At 66.4% G+C, this 17,430-nt stretch carries 17 protein-coding genes and 1 pseudogene; 8 read left to right on the forward strand and 10 right to left on the reverse strand.

The window, feature by feature from the left end; translation table 11 throughout:
- Nucleotides 1-1,032: pseudogene (locus VIR62_RS06085) on the forward strand (chromosome segregation protein); the annotation flags it as partial.
- Nucleotides 1,033-1,150: 118 nt separating this feature from the next.
- Nucleotides 1,151-2,503, forward strand: a complete 1,353-nt coding sequence (locus tag VIR62_RS06090; protein WP_431869573.1) for a cytochrome P450 — start codon at nt 1,151-1,153, stop codon at nt 2,501-2,503.
- 7 nt (nt 2,504-2,510) lie between these two features.
- Here VIR62_RS06090 and VIR62_RS06095 read toward each other — a convergent pair whose 3' ends face one another.
- From VIR62_RS06095 to ypfJ, 5 genes are all read right to left on the reverse strand, one after another.
- A complete protein-coding gene (locus VIR62_RS06095; RefSeq protein ID WP_431869575.1) occupies nt 2,511-2,654 on the reverse strand; it encodes a hypothetical protein in 144 nt (47 codons plus the stop codon).
- Nucleotides 2,648-3,637 (reverse strand): PepSY-associated TM helix domain-containing protein, encoded by a 990-nt coding sequence (locus VIR62_RS06100; RefSeq protein ID WP_431869577.1) that lies wholly within the window; start codon nt 3,635-3,637, stop codon nt 2,648-2,650. The genes VIR62_RS06095 and VIR62_RS06100 overlap by 7 nt, the downstream gene beginning before the upstream one ends.
- 13 nt (nt 3,638-3,650) lie before the next feature.
- Entirely contained in the window at nt 3,651-4,334 is a 684-nt protein-coding gene (locus VIR62_RS06105; protein WP_431869579.1) for a Fe2+-dependent dioxygenase, read from the reverse strand.
- Nucleotides 4,335-4,350: 16 nt separating this feature from the next.
- Complete coding sequence (locus VIR62_RS06110; protein ID WP_431869581.1) at nt 4,351-6,672, reverse strand: TonB-dependent receptor; 2,322 nt, start codon at nt 6,670-6,672, stop codon at nt 4,351-4,353.
- A gap of 189 nt (nt 6,673-6,861) precedes the next feature.
- Complete coding sequence (ypfJ, locus tag VIR62_RS06115; protein ID WP_431869583.1) at nt 6,862-7,743, reverse strand: KPN_02809 family neutral zinc metallopeptidase; 882 nt, start codon at nt 7,741-7,743, stop codon at nt 6,862-6,864.
- Between the two features lie 103 nt (nt 7,744-7,846).
- Here ypfJ and VIR62_RS06120 point away from each other — a divergent pair, with 103 nt between their 5' ends.
- A complete protein-coding gene (locus VIR62_RS06120; RefSeq protein ID WP_431869584.1) occupies nt 7,847-8,983 on the forward strand; it encodes a DUF3734 domain-containing protein in 1,137 nt (378 codons plus the stop codon).
- Nucleotides 8,984-8,994: 11 nt separating this feature from the next.
- Entirely contained in the window at nt 8,995-9,780 is a 786-nt protein-coding gene (locus tag VIR62_RS06125) for a 3-hydroxybutyrate dehydrogenase (RefSeq protein ID WP_431869586.1), read from the forward strand.
- Nucleotides 9,781-9,793: 13 nt separating this feature from the next.
- Here VIR62_RS06125 and VIR62_RS06130 read toward each other — a convergent pair whose 3' ends face one another.
- Nucleotides 9,794-10,129 (reverse strand): hypothetical protein, encoded by a 336-nt coding sequence (locus VIR62_RS06130; protein WP_431869587.1) that lies wholly within the window; start codon nt 10,127-10,129, stop codon nt 9,794-9,796.
- 141 nt (nt 10,130-10,270) lie between these two features.
- On the opposite strand from VIR62_RS06130, the gene VIR62_RS06135 reads away from it, so the two are divergent.
- From VIR62_RS06135 to VIR62_RS06145, 3 genes are all read left to right on the forward strand, one after another.
- On the forward strand, nt 10,271-10,909 hold the full coding sequence (locus VIR62_RS06135; protein WP_431869589.1) for a DUF4893 domain-containing protein: 639 nt from the start codon (nt 10,271-10,273) through the stop codon (nt 10,907-10,909).
- A gap of 23 nt (nt 10,910-10,932) precedes the next feature.
- Nucleotides 10,933-12,258, forward strand: coding sequence for an amidohydrolase (locus VIR62_RS06140; RefSeq protein ID WP_431869591.1), 1,326 nt, complete (start codon nt 10,933-10,935; stop codon nt 12,256-12,258).
- A 143-nt stretch (nt 12,259-12,401) separates the two neighbouring features.
- Nucleotides 12,402-13,004, forward strand: coding sequence for a hypothetical protein (locus VIR62_RS06145; protein WP_431869593.1), 603 nt, complete (start codon nt 12,402-12,404; stop codon nt 13,002-13,004).
- Between the two features lie 6 nt (nt 13,005-13,010).
- Here VIR62_RS06145 and msrA read toward each other — a convergent pair whose 3' ends face one another.
- Together msrA and VIR62_RS06155 are read right to left on the reverse strand one after the other, a co-directional pair.
- Entirely contained in the window at nt 13,011-13,658 is a 648-nt protein-coding gene (gene msrA / locus VIR62_RS06150; protein ID WP_431869595.1) for a peptide-methionine (S)-S-oxide reductase MsrA, read from the reverse strand.
- A 36-nt stretch (nt 13,659-13,694) separates the two neighbouring features.
- Nucleotides 13,695-14,645, reverse strand: a complete 951-nt coding sequence (locus VIR62_RS06155; protein WP_431869597.1) for an aldo/keto reductase — start codon at nt 14,643-14,645, stop codon at nt 13,695-13,697.
- Between the two features lie 191 nt (nt 14,646-14,836).
- On the opposite strand from VIR62_RS06155, the gene VIR62_RS06160 reads away from it, so the two are divergent.
- Nucleotides 14,837-15,031: a hypothetical protein gene (locus VIR62_RS06160; RefSeq protein WP_431869599.1), complete on the forward strand. Its 195-nt coding sequence runs from the start codon at nt 14,837-14,839 to the stop codon at nt 15,029-15,031.
- 10 nt (nt 15,032-15,041) lie between these two features.
- Here VIR62_RS06160 and VIR62_RS06165 read toward each other — a convergent pair whose 3' ends face one another.
- Entirely contained in the window at nt 15,042-16,358 is a 1,317-nt protein-coding gene (locus tag VIR62_RS06165; RefSeq protein ID WP_431869601.1) for a sulfotransferase family protein, read from the reverse strand.
- A gap of 74 nt (nt 16,359-16,432) precedes the next feature.
- Nucleotides 16,433-17,422, reverse strand: a complete 990-nt coding sequence (locus tag VIR62_RS06170; protein WP_431869603.1) for a S66 peptidase family protein — start codon at nt 17,420-17,422, stop codon at nt 16,433-16,435.
- Between the last annotated feature and the right edge of the window lie 8 nt (nt 17,423-17,430).

Consider the following 17,430-nt stretch of genomic DNA (forward strand, 5'->3'; position numbering starts at 1 on the left):
AAGCGCATCGCCGAAGCGGAGGCGGAGGCGGAGCGGCTCGCCGACGCTCCCCTGTCCCTCGCCGCCCAACTCGACGGACTGGAAGCGGATTCGACCGCGGCCGCCGAAGCCGCCCGAGCCGCCGCCGCTCATGAACGCGCCGCCGAGGAGACGCTTCGCGAGACCGAAAAGCGGCTAGCCGACGTCGGCGAGGCGCTTTCGATCGCTCGCGAGGCCCGCGCCGGCGCGGTTGCACGCCACGAGAACCAGGAAATGCGCCGCATCGAGATGGGCCGCATCTCCGGCGAGCGCTTCGAATGCCCGCCACCCGTCCTGCCGCAAAAGCTCGGCTTCGAGGAAAGCGGCATCGAGGAAGCTCAGGCGGAATCGGCGCGTCTCGACCGCCTCACCGCCGACCGCGAGCGCATCGGGCCGGTCAACCTCGTCGCCGAGCGCGAGCTCGCCGAGCTGGAGGAAGGTCACACCTCCTCCCAGGCCGAGCGCGAGGAGCTGGGCCTCGCCATCCACCGCCTGCGCGGTTCGATCGGCAGCCTCAACCGCGAGGGCCGCGCCCGCCTCCTCGCCGCCTTCGAGGCGGTCGACCGCCACTTCCAGAGCCTGTTCAGCACCTTGTTCAACGGTGGCCAGGCCCATCTCGCCCTCATTGAATCCGACGACCCGCTGGAGGCGGGCCTCGAAATCATGGCCCAGCCGCCCGGCAAGCGCCTCTCCGCCCTCACCCTCCTCTCCGGCGGCGAACAGGCGCTGACGGCGATCGCCCTCATCTTCGCCCTTTTCCTCACCAACCCCGCCCCCATCTGCGTCCTGGACGAGGTCGACGCCCCCCTCGACGACGCGAACATCGAGCGCTTCTGCGACCTCCTCGACCGCATGACCGCCGAGACCGACACCCGCTACCTCATCGTCACCCACAACGCCGTGACGATGAGCCGCATGCACCGCCTGTTCGGCGTCACCATGATCGAAAAAGGCATCAGCCGCCTCGTCAGCGTCGATCTGGGCGGCGCCGAACGACTGCTCGCCGCCGAATAACGTCATCCCGGCGGAAGCCGGGACCCAAGAATTCGAGTGCCGGGCCACTCGCGCGGCTTTTTCACTGCCTTTAATGTTCTTGGGTTCCGGCTTTCGCCGGAATGACTAGAGTCACCCCATGACGACCCGCTTCGTCCCGCCCCACCCTCCGCGCGGCCCCGCACCCGTCCCCGTCTGGCGCGGTTTCTTCGGGGAGCGGGCGCGCAACGCCGTCTATGGCTGGTCGGCGCCGATGTTCGAGAACTGGCATATCCGCCGTAACATCCTCGGCATCGTCGTCCATGTCGTGACGCACCCCGACGCAGTGCAGCGGGTGCTCCAGACCAACGCCGCCAATTACGCCAAGCCCGACATCGTCAAGCGGGTCATCGCGCCGATGATTGGTAGAGGGCTGCTCAGCTCCGACGAGGATCTCTGGCGCGAGCAGCGGAGAATTGTCGCCGCGAGCTTCGCACCCCCGGCCGTCGATGCGCTCATCCCCGACTTCGCCCGCGCGGCCGCCTCGAGGACGGAAGGCTGGGAGGGCGCGAGCGTTCGGGACATGGCCGCGGAGTCCACCGCGACCACCATGGGCGTTATCGCCGACACGCTGTTCGGTGGTGATCCGCGCCTCAAGACCGAAGCGGCAATGGCGCACATCGCGGCGGCGCTGAAGGCGGCGGCGGAGGCGCGGCTATCGGCAGTGCTACGCCTGCCACCGATCGGCTGGAACCGGACCGTGCGGGCGGGTCAGCGCGGCCAGGTCTTTCTTCGTTCCACCCTGGCAGAGTTGGTGGGAGAACGACCAGGCCGAGCGGACGGCGACTTTCTCGACCGCCTCGTCCACGCTCTCAAGGATCGTTTTTCGGAGGAAGAAGCGGCCGCGCTGGCTCTCGACAACGCCGCCACCTTCTACCTCGCCGGCCACGAAACCACGGCCAACGCGCTTACCTGGACGGTCTACCTGCTCTCCGAGCAGCCGGAGTTGCAGAGTGAGGCGGCCGAGGAAGCGCACGAGGCTTTGACGTCGGGCAGCGACGATCCGGCGCTGCCCGACCGCTTGCCCCTGCTCCGCCGCATCCTCGAGGAATCGATGCGCCTCTATCCACCGGTGCCGCGCTTCGACCGCCAGGCGCTGGGCTCGGACACGCTCGCCGACGCCGCCATCGCGCCCGGCGACATCGTCTCCATATGGCCGTGGATCATCCACCGCCACAAGAAGCTGTGGGACGATGCCGATGCCTTCGACGCCGACCGCTTTTTGCCCGAACGCAAGATCGGCCTCCATCGCTTCCAATACGTCCCCTTCGGCGGCGGTCCCCGCGTCTGCGTCGGCGCCCGCTTCGCCAGCGCCGAGGCGCTCACCATTCTCGCCCATTGGCTCGCCGGCTGGCGCTTCGAGAGGGCGCGCGCCCGGCCCGTCCGCGTCGTGGGAACGGTCACGCTCCGCCCCGAAAACGGCCTCCCGCTTCGCCTCGTGAAACGCAGCTAGCGTGTCGTCATTCCGCGGCCTGCGCCGCCGGCCGACCCTGCGCACGGCGCTTCCGAGCGGCCTCGGCGCGCCGGCCGCGTGCTCTCAGCCACATCATCACGCCGGTGGCGGCGAGCAGCGCCGGCACGATGCCGCCGATGAAAATCACCACCTGCCAGACCGCGCCATGCCGGTTCCGTCGTGCCAGCGCCGCATCGTCCTTGCGAGAGTCTCCGGCCGCGGCGGCCCGGGCGGGGTCACCTTGGCCGATGCGTCGTTCACCTGAACCTCGGCCGCACCGCCCTCGCGGGCGAAGCCGATCTTCCACTCCGGTGCCTGATCGGTCGGCCAGACGATGCTGAGAAGACGGCCCGTCGCATGGCGCTCGGCCGCGGCCACCGCCGCGTTGACGCCGAGGGTGGTCCGCTCCAGCGGCTGCGCCCGTCTCGCCATGGCCCGGTCCGGGCCTCCCCTCGGCGCCTCGCCCGACAGGGGGCCGAAGAAACCGGGGAAGGAAATCCAGGCGCCGGTGAAGGACAGCATCGCCAGTGGAATGAGTATCCAGAAACCCGCCTGGTGATGCAGGTTGGCGCTCGTCGCATTCTGCCGTCGCCAGCGGATGCCGCGCCGGACGCTGCCGGTGACCGGCCACCACAGCCAAAGTCCGGTGAGGCTCGAAACGAACATGAAGACGCCCACCCAGCCGACGATCTGGCGGCCGACGCCGGACACCATCAGGCTGCCGTGAAGGACGTGGAGGACGCGAACCGCGCCTTCGTTGCTGGCGGCGCGGTCCAGCAGGCGTCCCTCGGCCGGATCGAGCCAGATATTCGTCCGAATGGGGCGAGATGCCCCCGGTTCCGGCGGCCGCGCCGCGCTGATAAGCACAGGTCCCTCGCCCTCGGCAAAGCGGATCGACATGACCCGTTCCCCTGGCCCCAGCACACGTTCCGCGGCGGCGGTATAGGCCGAGTGGGGCAGTACGGGCTCGCCGCTCACGGCGCGGGCGGGATTGAGCGTCTCCAGCCAGTCGTGCCAGACGAGCGCCGATCCCGTCAGCGAAATGGGCACGATCAGCACCGCCAGCAGCAGGCCGATCCACTTGTGGACCTGGAACCAGAGCGCCCTCAGCCGCAGTTTCCTCGATCGTTGCACGCCTTCTCCCCTCCTAGGTGTCCGCCCAGCGGCGCAGCAGATTGTGATAGAGGCCGGTCAGGCGCACGACCTCGCGATCGCCATGGCCGCGGTCCGCGGCGATGGCCTGGATCGACTGGTCGAGGTCGAAGAGCAGGGTGCGCGCGCCGTCGTCACGGACCATCGACTGTATCCAGAAAAAGCTCGCCACCCGCGTGCCACGCATCACCGGTTCGACGCGGTGCAGGCTGGAGGCCGGATAGAGGAGCAGGTGCCCGGCCGGCAGCTTGGCCGAATGGACGCCGAGATTGTCCTCGACGACCAGCTCACCGCCCTCGTAGGCATCCGGATCCTCCAGGAAGAGCGTCGCCGAGAGGTCACTGCGGACACGAAACTCGCTGCCCTGGTGGATGCGGACGGCATTGTCGATATGAGTCCCGAACGCCTCCCCACTTTCATAGCGGTTGAAAAGCGGCGGAAAGATCTTGAGCGGCAACGCCGCGGCGATGAACAGCGGCGAGCGCCCGAGCGCGTCCAGCACCAGCCGCCTCGCCTCCCGCGCCGCCGCGCTGTTTTCGGGCAGCTGCCGGTTGCTCTTGGCGAGCGCCGACTGGTGGCCGGAGGTCGCATTGCCGTCCACCCAATCGGCCGCGTCGATGATCGCGCGGATGCGCCCCACCCCTCCCTTGCCGAGCAGATCGGGGATGGCGAGCATCATCGCGTCGGCCTTCGCTTCAGAAGCTGTAGAACAGGCTCAGCACCGCCGAGCGGTCCTCGCCCGGCGTCGCCCAGCCGCCAGTGATGGCGCCGGTCGTCCGGCTGACATTGTTGCGGATGCCGGTGAAATAGCGCTCGTTGGTGATGTTCTGGACGTTGAGCTGCGCCGTCATGCCGTTCCCGAACGGGTAGGACAGGAAGGCGCGGTGGACGAGGTAGTCGTCGGCGAAATATTGCGTCCTCTGCAGCAAGCTGCGCTGATGGGTCGCGAAGCTCCCCTGATAGGTGAAGCCATAGCCGATCTCGAGGCCGAAGGGGAGCCGATAGCTGGTGAACAGGCTGCCCGAGTGCCTCGGCGTCTGCATGAGGCGATCGCCCGCCTGCGGATCGGGAAGGGCGGCGCTGTTTACGCAGCCTGCCTCGCCCGGATTGGCGGCGCAGAAATCGGAGACACTCTGGAGCACTTCGCTGTCGAGATATGTGTAGTTGGCGAAGATAGACCAGCGCGGCGTGATATAGCCGCTGATGCCCAGCGCCAGCCCATCGACGCGGGAGCGTCCGTCCAGCACCTGGAGAGAGTCGGGGAGTGTAGGATCGTTCGAGGCTACGGTGAAATTGCTGCGCTCGTTGCGGAACAGCGCGGCGGTGAGCTGTAGCCGGTCGAACAGGTCCGCCTTCACTCCAATCTCGTAGCTGCGGGCGGTCTCTGGTGCGGTAGCGCAGGGGTCGGCGGCTCCGGGCGCCGGCCTGATCCCGCAACCGAGGCGCACCGTCGCCGAGGAGGGCGTCTTGGCGTTGGCGAAGGCGGCATAAAGGCTGATATTGGGCCTCGGCTTGAGCACCGCCCCGGCGCGGTAGGAGAAGAGCGTCTCCTCGCTTCGCTGCGGCGCCAGCTCTTCGGGCGTGAGCGGGTCCGTCCCCGGCGGATAGACGGCGAGCGAAAGGGTGCGGAAGGTCGCTTCCGCCCGCTCCAGACGAACCCCGCCGTTAAGCTCCACGAACTCGCCGATCTCCAGCGTGTCGAACGCGTAGATCGCCTTGTTGCTGGAATCGCCCCGCTCGCGCTCCCTCACCGTATAGTTGATGGGACCGGTGTAGATGGCCGTCGGATCGGCAATGCTGTCGATCGGCAAGGGCGTGAAGGCCGAGCCATCGGCGTTACGTGCCAGCTCCGCCGTCTCGATTCCATAATCCTCCCACGTGAGGGAGCCGCCCACGACGAGGATGTTGCGCAATTCGCCCGCATGCCCGGATTCGATCCTGAGATCAGTTTGCGTATGCACAAGTTCGTTCACCTGGTCGCGGACTCGGCCGTGCGGGCCTGAGGGTCGGAAGAAGCCGGGCGCCAGATCGTCGGGGCATGGCAGGCCGATCGTGCCGGTTGCATTGGCGGCGACGGGCTGGCGGCCTGTGGTGGACAGGCAATAGGTGCCTTGCGGCGCGCTCGCCTGCGTCAGCGCATCGACCCGCTGCCAACGCGTGAGATTGCGGACGGAGACCGCGGAGCTGAAATCATGGTCGAGGGTCGCGGTCAGGCGATCGACGTCGATGTCCTGCCTGTCGAGGTTGCGATAGCCGAAATAGTCGCTGTCGTCGGCTTCCTCGAGCGGGCCGTCGTTAATCTGGCTCTTGTAATAGGGGACGCCGTAAATGGGCGTGTTCCTGTCCTCCTGATGCAGATAGGCGAGTGTCAGGCTGGTCGGGCCGTCGATGCCGAAGGTGATCGCCGGAGCGGCGCCCCACCGCTCATATTCCTCGAAATCGCGACCGGGCACGTCATTACGATGGGCGACGGCGTTGAGGCGCACGGCGATCAGGTCACTGAGGCGCTGGTTCGTGTCGATCGTACCTCGGAGATAATCGTCGGTGCCGATCGAGCCTTGCAGGATCGTGAGGTCCTCGCGCTGCGGCACCTTGGAGACGAGGTTGATCGTCCCGCCGACCGAGCCGGACCCGTTGAATACCGAATTGGCGCCGTTGTAGATTTCAATCTGCTGGAGGTTGAACGGGTCGGTGCGGCTATATTGGGCGCTGTCGCGCACGCCGTCCTGGGTGATGTCGTTGCTGGCCGAATAGCCGCGCAGGTTGATCGAGTCGCCATAGCCGCCGCCGCCTTCGCCGGCGCCGAAGGTGATGCCGGGGATGGTGGCGAGCGCGTCGCGCAAGGTGAGGAGATTCTGTTTCTTCAGCGTCTGATCGCTGATCACGGTGACGGTCTGCGGCGTGTCGAGCAACGGCTGCGTCGCCTTGGGCGATTCGAGCACCGGCTCGTGGAGCCGCTCACCCGTGACGATTATGTCCCGGCCCCGCTCGACGTTCGACTGGGCGTCTTCCGCCAAGGCGGGCGCCGAAGCAATAAAACCAACACAGCTGAGACCCAGAAAGGCCGGGCCGACGGCCCTCGCCCCGCTCGCAAGATTGAGCACGCGCAATTCCCCTTGTCTTCACCCGTATTGGGTGTCGGGAGCTATTGCGACTTATTCTCATTAAAGTCAACGTTTCTGCGAATGACTCGCAGTTACTTGAATTCAGGTCGTTTCCTGAAAAGTATCGCACTGGGCCGGGTCGCCCGTCCTGAGCCCGCGCTGCAGCCATTCCATCCGCTGGTCCGAGGTGCCGTGGGTGAAGCTCTCCGGAACTACGAAACCCTGCGAGGCGCGCTGGAGCGTGTCGTCGCCGATCGCCGATGCGGCCGTCATGCCTTCCTGGATGTCGCCCGGCTCGATCGCCGCCCGCTCGCTCGCCGCCCACACGCCCGCATAGCAATCGGCCTGCAGTTCGACCTGCACCTGAACCGCATTGCCCTCCACCACTGACAGCCGACTCTGCGCGGCGCGCGCCTCATCGAGGGTGCCGGTGAGGTTTTGGATGTGATGGCCCACTTCATGTGCCACTACATAGGCCTGCGCGAAATCGCCGGCCGCTCCGTAGCGCTGGGCGAGCTCGTCGAAGAAGCTGGTATCGAGATAGATGCGCTGGTCGGTCGGGCAATAGAAGGGGCCCATCGCCGCCTGCGCCGCGCCGCAGCCACTATTGCCGGACTGATCGTAGATATGAAGCACCGTCGGCTGGTACGTCTGCCCCGAGGCTGCGAACAGCCGGCCCCACTGGTCCTCGGTCGAGGCGAGAACCTGGCATGTGAAATGCGTCTCGGCGTCCGTCGCGCAAACCTCGGCCGCGCTCTTCGCTTCCGGCGCCTGCTGGTTCGGCCCGACCAGCGAACTTCCCCCGCCTCCGAACGGATTGAAGCCGAGCAGCATGGCGCCGATCACCAGCACGATGATCCCGCCGATGCCGAAACGGCTCGCGACCAGGTTCATGAGCAGGCCAATACCCCTGCCGCCGCCGATGCCGCTGCCGCGGCCGCCGCTTTCGACATTGCTGCTCGTCCTGCGGCCGCCAAAGCGCATATCAATTCTCCTGAATGCCGATGGCATAATGTTTCGCGGCCGCACCGGTTGCATCGCTCGTGGGAACCGATAAGCAGCCCACACATTGATGGTGCACCGCAATATGGCAGATGCAAATCCCCGAAGGCGCCGCGGCAACAGCCCGCTGCCGCTCCCCGACCAGGTCGCGCTCGTCCTCCAGGGCGGCGGCGCGCTGGGCGCCTATCAGGCTGGCGTCTATGAGGCGCTGGCGGAAACCGACATAGAGATAGACTGGATCGCCGGCATCTCGATCGGCGCGGTCAACGCCGCGATCATCGCCGGCAACGCGCCGGGGGAGCGGGTCGCGAAGCTTCGCTCGTTTTGGGAGAGGGTCACCGCCACCCTGCCCAGCCTGCCGATGATGGGCGGGGACGAATGGCGGGAATGGATGCACATCCTCTCCGCCGGCTTCGTCGCCGGCACGGGCGTGCCCGGCTTCTTCCGACCCCGGGCCATCCCGCCAATTCTGGCGCAGGCGGGGAGCGAGGGCGCGCTCAGCTTCTACGACAGTGCGCCGCTCGCCGGGACGCTCGACGCCCATGTCGACTGGGATCGCCTGAACGATGGCCCGATGCGGCTTTCCGTCGGCGCCGTGAATGTCGAAAGCGGCAACTTCCACTATTTCGACACCCGCGACGAGCGGCTCGACGCCCGCCACATCATGGCTTCCGGCGCGCTGCCGCCGGGCCTGCCGCCGATCGAGATAGACGGCTGCTGGTGGTGGGACGGCGGCATCGTCTCCAACACGCCGCTCTCCCACGTGCTCGACCGGCAGAGCGAGGACATGCTCGTCTTTCAGGTCGACCTCTTTCCCGCGAAGGGCGACATGCCGCACACCCTCATGGACGTTTATGCGCGCGAAAAGGACATTCGCTATTCCAGCCGCACCCGCCAGGTCACCGATCAGCTGATGCGCCTCCGCAAGGAACGCGAGACGATCCGCAAGGTGCTGAAGAAGCTGCCCGAGGCGCTGAAGGATGATCCCGACGTGGCCAAGCTGCGGGCGCTCGCCGCCGAGCGCGCCGTCAATGTCGTCCATCTGATCTACCGCGCCCATGGCTGGGAAGGCGGCGCCCGCGATTTCGAATTCTCCCGCGGCAGCATGGAGCATCATTGGGCCGAGGGGTGCGCCGCCATCGCCGAGACGATGAAGAAGGGCGCCCTCCTCACCCGCAACATCATCGACGGCAAGACCGCTGCCTTCGACCTCGCGAAATAGAAAGGACCCGCATGTTCCTCAAAGGCAAGACCGCCCTCGTCACCGGCTCGACTTCCGGCATCGGCCTCGCGGTGGCGACCGCCTTCGCCGCCGAGGGCGCCAACGTGATGCTGAACGGTTTCGGCGACGCCGCCGAGATCGAGAAGACCCGTCGGGGCATCGAGGACGCGCACAAGGTCCGCGTCGGCTATAATGGCGCCGACCTGACGAAGCCGGACCAGATCGAAAGCCTGATGAAGGAATGCGTCGACGAATTCGGCGCCGTCGACATCCTCGTCAACAATGCCGGCGTGCAGCATGTCGCGCCGGTCGACGAGTTCCCGGTCGAGAAATGGGACCTCATCATCGCCCTCAATTTGACCGCCGCCTTCCACACCACCCGCCTCGCCCTGCCGGACATGAAGAAGAAGGGCTGGGGTCGCGTCATCAACACGGCGTCGGCGCACAGCCTCGTCGCCAGCCCCAACAAATCCGCCTATGTCGCCGCCAAGCACGGCATCGCCGGCTTCACCAAGACGGTCGCGCTCGAGACGGCGACCAGCGGCATCACCGTCAACTGCATCAGCCCCGGCTATGTCTGGACGCCCTTGGCCGAAAACCAGATCCCCGACACGATGAAGGCGAGGAACCTGACGCGCGAGCATGTGATGAACGACGTCCTCCTCGCCGCCCAGCCGACCAAGAAGTTCGTCACCGTCGATCAGGTCGCCGCGTTGGCGGTGTTCCTCTGCAAGGACGAAGCCTCATCGATTACCGGCGCCAACCTCTCGATGGACGGTGGCTGGACGGCGCAATGACAAGGCGCGAGTGCTAGCTGCCGCCCTTTGAACATCTATCTGCGCGAAGGACACGGCGCTGATACAGACGCTTGTAAACCCGCCCGATGGGAGGAACGAAGCCCAGCGATCCAATCGCCATAACCAAAAGGCCGAATTCGCCCAGAAGTAGCATCAGCATGTAAAATGCGTACGAAGCTGGCGATTCATCGAATGAATAGACGGCGCTTCCGCGACCTTCAATTGTCCCCGTGCGCAGGCCCTCGACAAGGAAAACGGCGCACAGGATAGCGAAGAGCCAAGCGACGAAGACAAGGAAGGTTTTGAACATCCAGTCCGGGATAAAATAGTCCTTCTTTGATGAGCGCATCCTCATTCCGGGGAGGCTATTGGCGATCAGTTAACAGCGGACTACTGTCCCATTGCGGGCCGGTGTCGCCCATCGACGACCGCCTTCTTCCTCGCTAAGCTCCTCTCCCGAGTGGGGATTCGCTGGGTCGCGAGGTGGTGCATGAGGCTGGCTTATCTTCCCCTGTGCGCGGCGGCCGCGCTGGCGGGGTGTAGCTCGGGCAGCGGCGGACAAAGGGTCGCCCAGGCCCCCGCGCCGCCGGACTGGCGCTCCATCGCCACCGACAGCGACCGTCATCGCCTGCGCGAATGGCGGACCGCCTGGGTGCGGGGACTGGAGAAGGCGCGGGCTTCGGGCCACGGCGCAGCGCTCGCTCACGAAGGGGCTTTACTGCAGCCCGACGCCGCCATCAGCTGGGAAGATCCTCCGCCCGGCCTCTATCTCTGCCGCACATTGAAGGTCGGCGGCCAGTCGGAGGCGCTGCTCGATTACGTCGCCTATCCATGGTTCGATTGCCGCATCCGCAACGAGAACGGCCTGATGAGCTTCACCAAGCTTTCGGGCTCGCAGCGCCCGATAGGGCTTCTCCTCCCCTATGTCGGTCAACGGATGGTGTTCCTGGGCACGCTCCAGCTCGGCGACGAGAGCCGCGCCCTCCAATATGGCCGCGACAGGGAGCGCGACATGGCCGGCGTTATCGAACGGATCGGCGAGGAGAAATGGCGACTGGTCTTTCCATACCCGCATTTCGAGTCCACAATCGATATATTGGAGCTCGTTCCAAAGAGCGCCGCCAGCTAATCATAAGAGGGGATTTTCGTCACATGAGAAGCCATTTGCTGGCCGCCGCGTTGCTGTGCCTTATGACCACCACCACGCCCGCCCACGCCGATGCCTTGAGTGACGCCGTCCAAAAGGACATGCCGTCGCTTATCACCCTCTACAAGGATCTCCACGCGCATCCCGAGCTCTCGATGCACGAGACGCGCACTGCCGCGAAACTCGCTGCAGAGGCGAAGAAGCTGGGCTTCAAGGTCACCGAAGGCGTCGGCAAGACCGGGGTCGTCGCGGTGATGGAGAACGGACCAGGCCCGATCGTCATGCTTCGCGCCGACATGGACGCGCTCCCGGTCGAGGAGCAGACCGGCCTCCCTTATGCCAGCAAGCTGCGCGGCACGAGCCGCGCCGGGGTGGAGACCGGCATCATGCACGCCTGCGGCCATGACACGCACATGACCGCCTGGGTCGGCGCCGCCCGCCGTCTCGCCGCGACCAAGGACCAATGGTCCGGCACGCTCGTCATGATCCTGCAGCCGGGCGAGGAGACCAGCGAAGGCGCGAAGGCCATGCTGGAAGACGGCCTCTACACCCGCTTTCCGAAGCCCAGCCACGTCATCGCCTTCCACGACGCCGCGGCCCTTCCCGCCGGCATTGTCGGCTATTCCAACGGCTATGCCCTGGCGAATGTGGACAGTGTCGACATCACCGTGAAGGGCGTCGGCGGCCACGGCGCCTATCCGCACACGACCAAGGATCCGATCGTGCTCGCCAGCCGCATCGTCGGCGCGCTCCAGACCCTGGTCAGCCGCGAGAACGACCCGCAGAGCCCGGCCGTCGTCACCGTCGGCAGCTTCCATTCCGGCGCCAAGCACAACATCATCTCCGACGAGGCCAAGCTGCTGCTCACCGTGCGCAGCTATAGCGACGACACTCGTCGGCTGCTGCTCGACGGCATCGAGCGCATCGTGCGCGGCGAGGCGATCGCGGCCGGCATGCCGGAGGACCGGATGCCCGTGGTGACGATTCGAGAGAAAGAGTACACGCCCGCCGTCTTCAACACCGATGCGCTGACGACGAACACCGCCCAATTGTTCACCGAGCGCTTCGGCCCCGAGCGGGTGATCGCCACTCCGGCGGTGATGGGCGGTGAGGACTTCAGCCGGTACTACCTCGCCGACAAATCGATCCAGAGTCTGATCTTCTGGGTAGGCGGAGTGCCGGAGGAGAAGTGGAAGGCTGCCGGCGGCGATGCCTCCAAGCTGCCCTCGCTGCACAGCCCCTTCTGGGCGCCCGATCCCGAACCCACCATCTCGACGGCCACCGAAGCCATGGTGACGGCCGCGATGGGCGTGTTCGATAGGGCGTCCTGACACGCGACGCTTCTTCGTCGTCGGCCCCGCAGGCTTCGTCGCCTCCGCGCATCTCGGTCGCGCGGTGAGCGATGGTCATCGCTACGCCCATGTCGCTCCACGCCGACGAGACTAGGTCCCTCCGATCCAAGGGAGGACCACCCATGAACAAGCTGCTGATCGCCGCCGCCCTGGCGCTGGCGCCCGCCACGGCCAATGCCGCCGATGAACCCGGCCTCGATGCCGTCCGCGCCGCCGTTGAGCGATTCCGCGACGTCGAGGTCGCGCTGGCCGAAGGCTATGTGCGCGATCCGATGAACATGTGCATCGCCGCCGAACAGATGGGGTTGCCAGGCTCCGAGGGCGCCATGGGCATCCACTATTTCCGCCCAGACCTTCTCGGCATTTCAGGCCCGCCCAATCCGCGCGTGGATGGCACCGGTACGCACACCGATTTTCTCAAGCCGTCGATCCTCATCTACGAACCGCAGGCTGACGGTTCGCTGGAGCTGGTGGCGGTCGAGAATCTGGTTTTCGCCCGCGCCTGGGGAGCGGCGGGACACAAGGCGCCGCCCACGTTCCATGGCGTCTCCTTCGAGCATATGGTCGACGATCCGGCGACGGCGCTCGACGAAGCGCATATGTTCGAGCCGCATTACGACCGTCATGTCTGGCTGTTTCGCGACAATCCCAGCGGCGTCTTCGCGCCCTTCAACCCGAACGTCACCTGCGCCCATCACAAGCATGAGGAGCACGCGCACCGCTGACGACCGTCAGCCGCCCCAAAGCTCCTTCAGCCGCGCGTCGCGCCCGCATCGGGTGCGGTAGAAGCGGTATTTGAGGCTGTTCTTCTTGTAATAATCCTGGTGATAGGCCTCGGCCTCATAGAAGGATGCGGCCGGGAGGATGGGTGTTACGACGTCGTCGGACAGCGCCGCGTCCGCCTCCGCCTTCTCGGCCTCCGCGACCTGCCGCTGCCCGGCGCCATCGACGAAGATCGCGGTGCGATAGCTGTCGCCCCGGTCGCAGAACTGGCCGCCCGCATCAGTCGGATCGACCGTGCGGAAGAAATAGTCGGCAAGCTGCTCGTAGCTCACCCGTGCCGGATCGTAAGTGACCTTGACCGCCTCGTAATGGCCGGTCCCGCCGGACGAGACCTGCTCGTAGCTGGGGCTCTTGATCGTCCCGCCCGTATAGCCGGACACCGCCGAAATTACTCCCGCCACCTTCTCGAAATCCGCCTCGGTGCACCAGAAGCAACCGCCGGCGAACACCGCGCTCGCCGTCTCGCCGGACGGCGCAACGGCCGCGCCTTGCGTCGATCGGCTCTCCACCTTGGGCTGATAATCGGGCGCGCAGGCGGCGACGAGAAGGGCGCCGGCCACGGCGCCAACCGGAAACAGGAGCCTCGTGGGGGTCATGGAGTCCATCTGGTTCCCGAGCAGCACGATTCAAGGCTATCGCGCCGCGTCCGACAAGCGAGCCAGCTGCTCCTGGCTCAACTCCAACGTCATCGCGCCGAGCAGCTCGTCGAGCTGGTCGAGGTGATTGGCACTGGCGATGGGGGCGGTGATGCCGGGCTGCGCGGCGATCCAGGCAAGTGCGATCTGGGCCTGGGTGGCGCCGGTCTCGGCCGCGACGGCATCGAGCGCGGCGAGCACCTTTCGGCCTCGCTCGTTCAGATATTGCCCCATGCGCCCACCCCGCGGGCTCTTCCCGAAATCGGCCTCGGATTGATATTTGCCGGTGAGGAATCCGGAGGCGAGCCCGAAATAGGGCAGCACGCCTAGGCCTTCCTCGATGCACAGCTTTTGGAGATCGCCCTCGAAGCGATCGCGGACCATCAGATTATACTCCGGCTGCAACACCGTGTAGCGCGCCAGCCCTTCGGCCTCGGAGATCGCGAGCGCCTTCGCCAGTCGCTCCGCCGAATAATTGGACGCGCCGATCGTCCGCGCCTTGCCGTCCCGCACCAGCCTGTCGAAGGCGGCGAGGCTCTCCGCCATGGGTGTCCCCTCATCATCCTGATGAGCGTAGTAGAGGTCGATATAGTCGGTCCCGAGTCGCTTCAGCGACGCCTCTGCCGCGGCCGCGATACGCGAAGGCTCCAGCTTCTCGCCGCCCTCGCCGGCCAGCATCCCGACCTTGGTCGCGATCAGCACGTCGTCTCGACGCCCGCGCCGCTTCAGCCACTCGCCGAGCAACGTCTCGGACTCTCCGCCCTTATGCCCCGGCACCCAGGCCGAATAGACGTCGGCCGTGTCGACCATCGTCCCGCCTGCCTCGACGAACCGGTCCAGCACGGCGAAAGCTTCCTCGCCCCGCGTGGTATTGCCGAACACGTTGCCGCCCAGCACGAGGCGCGGCGTATCGAGCCCGCTCGTCCCCAGCTTCCGTTTCTCGGGCATGTCGCATCTCCTTCGCCACCGGCTTCATCCGTCATAGGTCGGCGGGCACGACCATTCCAGCGGCCCCGGCCGGCGGCGGCACGTGTTTCCGCTATGTACTTGGTAATACTCACTATGCGGGATTGCCATCGGGCGGGCGAGCGCCGATCCTGTTTATCCACAGACTCGCTAACTCGTTGAGGGGGAAGCAAATGTCACAGGAGGACCTGCGCTGGCGGCAGCCCCGGCTGCTGATCGTCCACGGGCCGCACGGCGTGGACGTCTCGGCAATCCTGGCGCGGAACGGGATCCGGCTGAATAGCGAAGATTTGCTCATCATCGCCGAACATGACGACGCGCCGGCGCCATGGCTGGAACAAGAAAGGGTCACCGTGCGGGCCGCCTGACCTCAGCCGCCTAACCTCCCGCCGCGATCGCCACACGGCTTCCCCAGCCGCGTTCGCCGGTTTCCCCGCGACCCAACCGCTCCCCGGCAACAGCGAAGTTGCTGAGATAGTCGCCGAACGATTCTCTGATGTCGCCGGCGTCGAGCCCGAAGCTCGCCAGCCGATAACTGTGCGACCGAAAGCGCCGGTCCCGTTCGGAACGCGTCATATAGGCCGCCATACCGGCCTCCGCGGGTACGATGTCGAGATCGAGAAAGCGGTAAATTCGTCGCATCACGGCATGCCAATCGCGGTCCATCTCGTCGAAATGGACGTCGATCATGCGACCCGCTGGGAGACCCTGCCGCGCCCCCGACATCCGGCTGATCTTGAGCTCCGTCTTGCGCAGCCATTCGCGGCCGATCCACCGCGGGTCGACATAGTCGCTCTGCAGGCACATCTGGTTCCAGGCGAGCGAGCAGCTGCTGCCGACCACTGCCGCCGGATCGCGGTGCGTGAAGATGATCCGCGCATCGGGAAAGACACGGAGCAGCGCCGGCAGATCGAGCATATGCTGCGGCGTCTTCAGCAACCAGGGCTTGGCGGGGTCCTCGCCCCTCAGCCATCCCGTCAGCCTCAACAGGTCCGCCATATGGGCATAGGCCGGCGTCGCATCCTGCTCTTCGCACCAGCGCGCATAGGCCGGCACTCGCCACTGCGCCTCATGCTTCATCCCCCAGGCCGAAGCGACGAGCAGCCCCAGTTCCTCCTCCGGCGCCATCGGGCCGGTCGGATGCACGATCGCGGTCGCCGGATTGGCGCGGTGGAGCAGGCCCAAGCTCAGCGCCGCCACCCAAGGCCGCCGGTCGTGGCCGTTCACCCGGGTCGGCCGGGGCACCGGACACATCGTCTCGAACATCCGCAAATGCGCGAACCGCTCGTCGGCGGCGAGCAGGCGGTGCAGCCGCGTCGTCCCCGACCGCATCGGCCCCACGACCACGACCGGCCGCGCGATCGACCGGCGCCTGATCGCCGGATTCTCGTCGAACCATTGCTGCGCCCAAAGCCGTTCCCTGAGCAGCTTCAGCACATAGGTGCGGGTGACGACTCGCCCCACCGGATTGAGCCGCGCCTCCTCGTTCAGTGAGCGGAGGAGCCGGCGTAGCGGCCGGCGAAACCACGGATCGCCGAAATCACCGAGGCCTGTCTGCCGGGCCGCCTGTCGCTCCAGCGTTTCATCGTCCAGATCGGGCGGAGACGAAAGATTCGCATGCCACACAGAGCCGAGCAGGCAGTTGGCAAGGCGAAGCGGCACGGGCCGAGGCAAGGCGGGGCAGGAAGAGGGCATTCCGGTTCAAGCCCGGCGGACGTTACTTGTTCCGGATCAGGTCCAAAATAGCGCGGACGCCGCGGAGACGGGTCCTAGGCGACCGCGGGTTCGAGGATACGGATCGTGCCCGCCGCCGCGTCTATCTCCGCGGGAATCCCGACGGGGATGCTGAACTGGTTCGCGACGTGGCCGATGAGCGCGCCCTGGAAGGCCGGGATGCCGAGCGGCTCCAGATGCTGCTTCAACACCTGCGTCAGGGTGAAGCCGCCATAAGAAGGGCCGGAGGCGCGGCAGTCGGTGCACTGGCCGAACACGACCCCGCTGACGCGGCGAAGCACACCCGCCAGCGCCAGCTGCGTCAGCATGCGGTCGATGCGGTATGGCGCCTCGTCGGTATCTTCCAGGAACAGGATCGCCCCGTCGAAGTCGGGCAGATAGGGCGTACCCACCAGCCCGGCGAGGACGGTCAGATTACCTCCCAGCAACCGCCCCTGGGCCTTGCCGGGCCGGATCGTCCACGTCCGCCAGCGTGTCTGCACCAGCCGGTCGTCGGTCGCCTGCGGGTTGCGATAGGTCGGCATCCCGCCCTCGAAAGCGAGGGTTCGAAATCCATTCCAGGACAATTCACCCCATGAGCTGGCCGCGTTCGGGCCGTGGATGGTGGTAAACCCGGCATGGGCCGAGAAGGCGAGATGCAGGGCCGTGATGTCGCTGAATCCTATCAGCAGCTTCGGATGGGCCGCGATCGCCTTGAAATCCAGGTAAGGCAGAATACGCGCGCACCCCCAGCCGCCGCGCACGGCGAACACGGCCCGCACGCCATCGTCCGCATACATTGCATTGACGTCGGCCGCGCGCGCCTCGTCCCGTCCGGCGAGATAGCCGTAGCGTTGCAGCAGGTGCGGCGCCGCCTTGGGCACGAGGCCCATCGCCCGCACCGTCTCTTCGACGAGCGCCAGGTCGAACTCGTCGTCCGTGAACCCCGCCGGCTCGATCAGCCCGACCGTATCCCCCCGCCGAAGCCGTGGCGGCTTGCGCGTGGGCGGCTGTGCCGACGCGACCATCGAAGGGAGCGCCAGCATCGCGGTTC

Source organism: Allosphingosinicella sp., from assembly GCF_036570505.1.
GTDB lineage: Bacteria > Pseudomonadota > Alphaproteobacteria > Sphingomonadales > Sphingomonadaceae > Allosphingosinicella.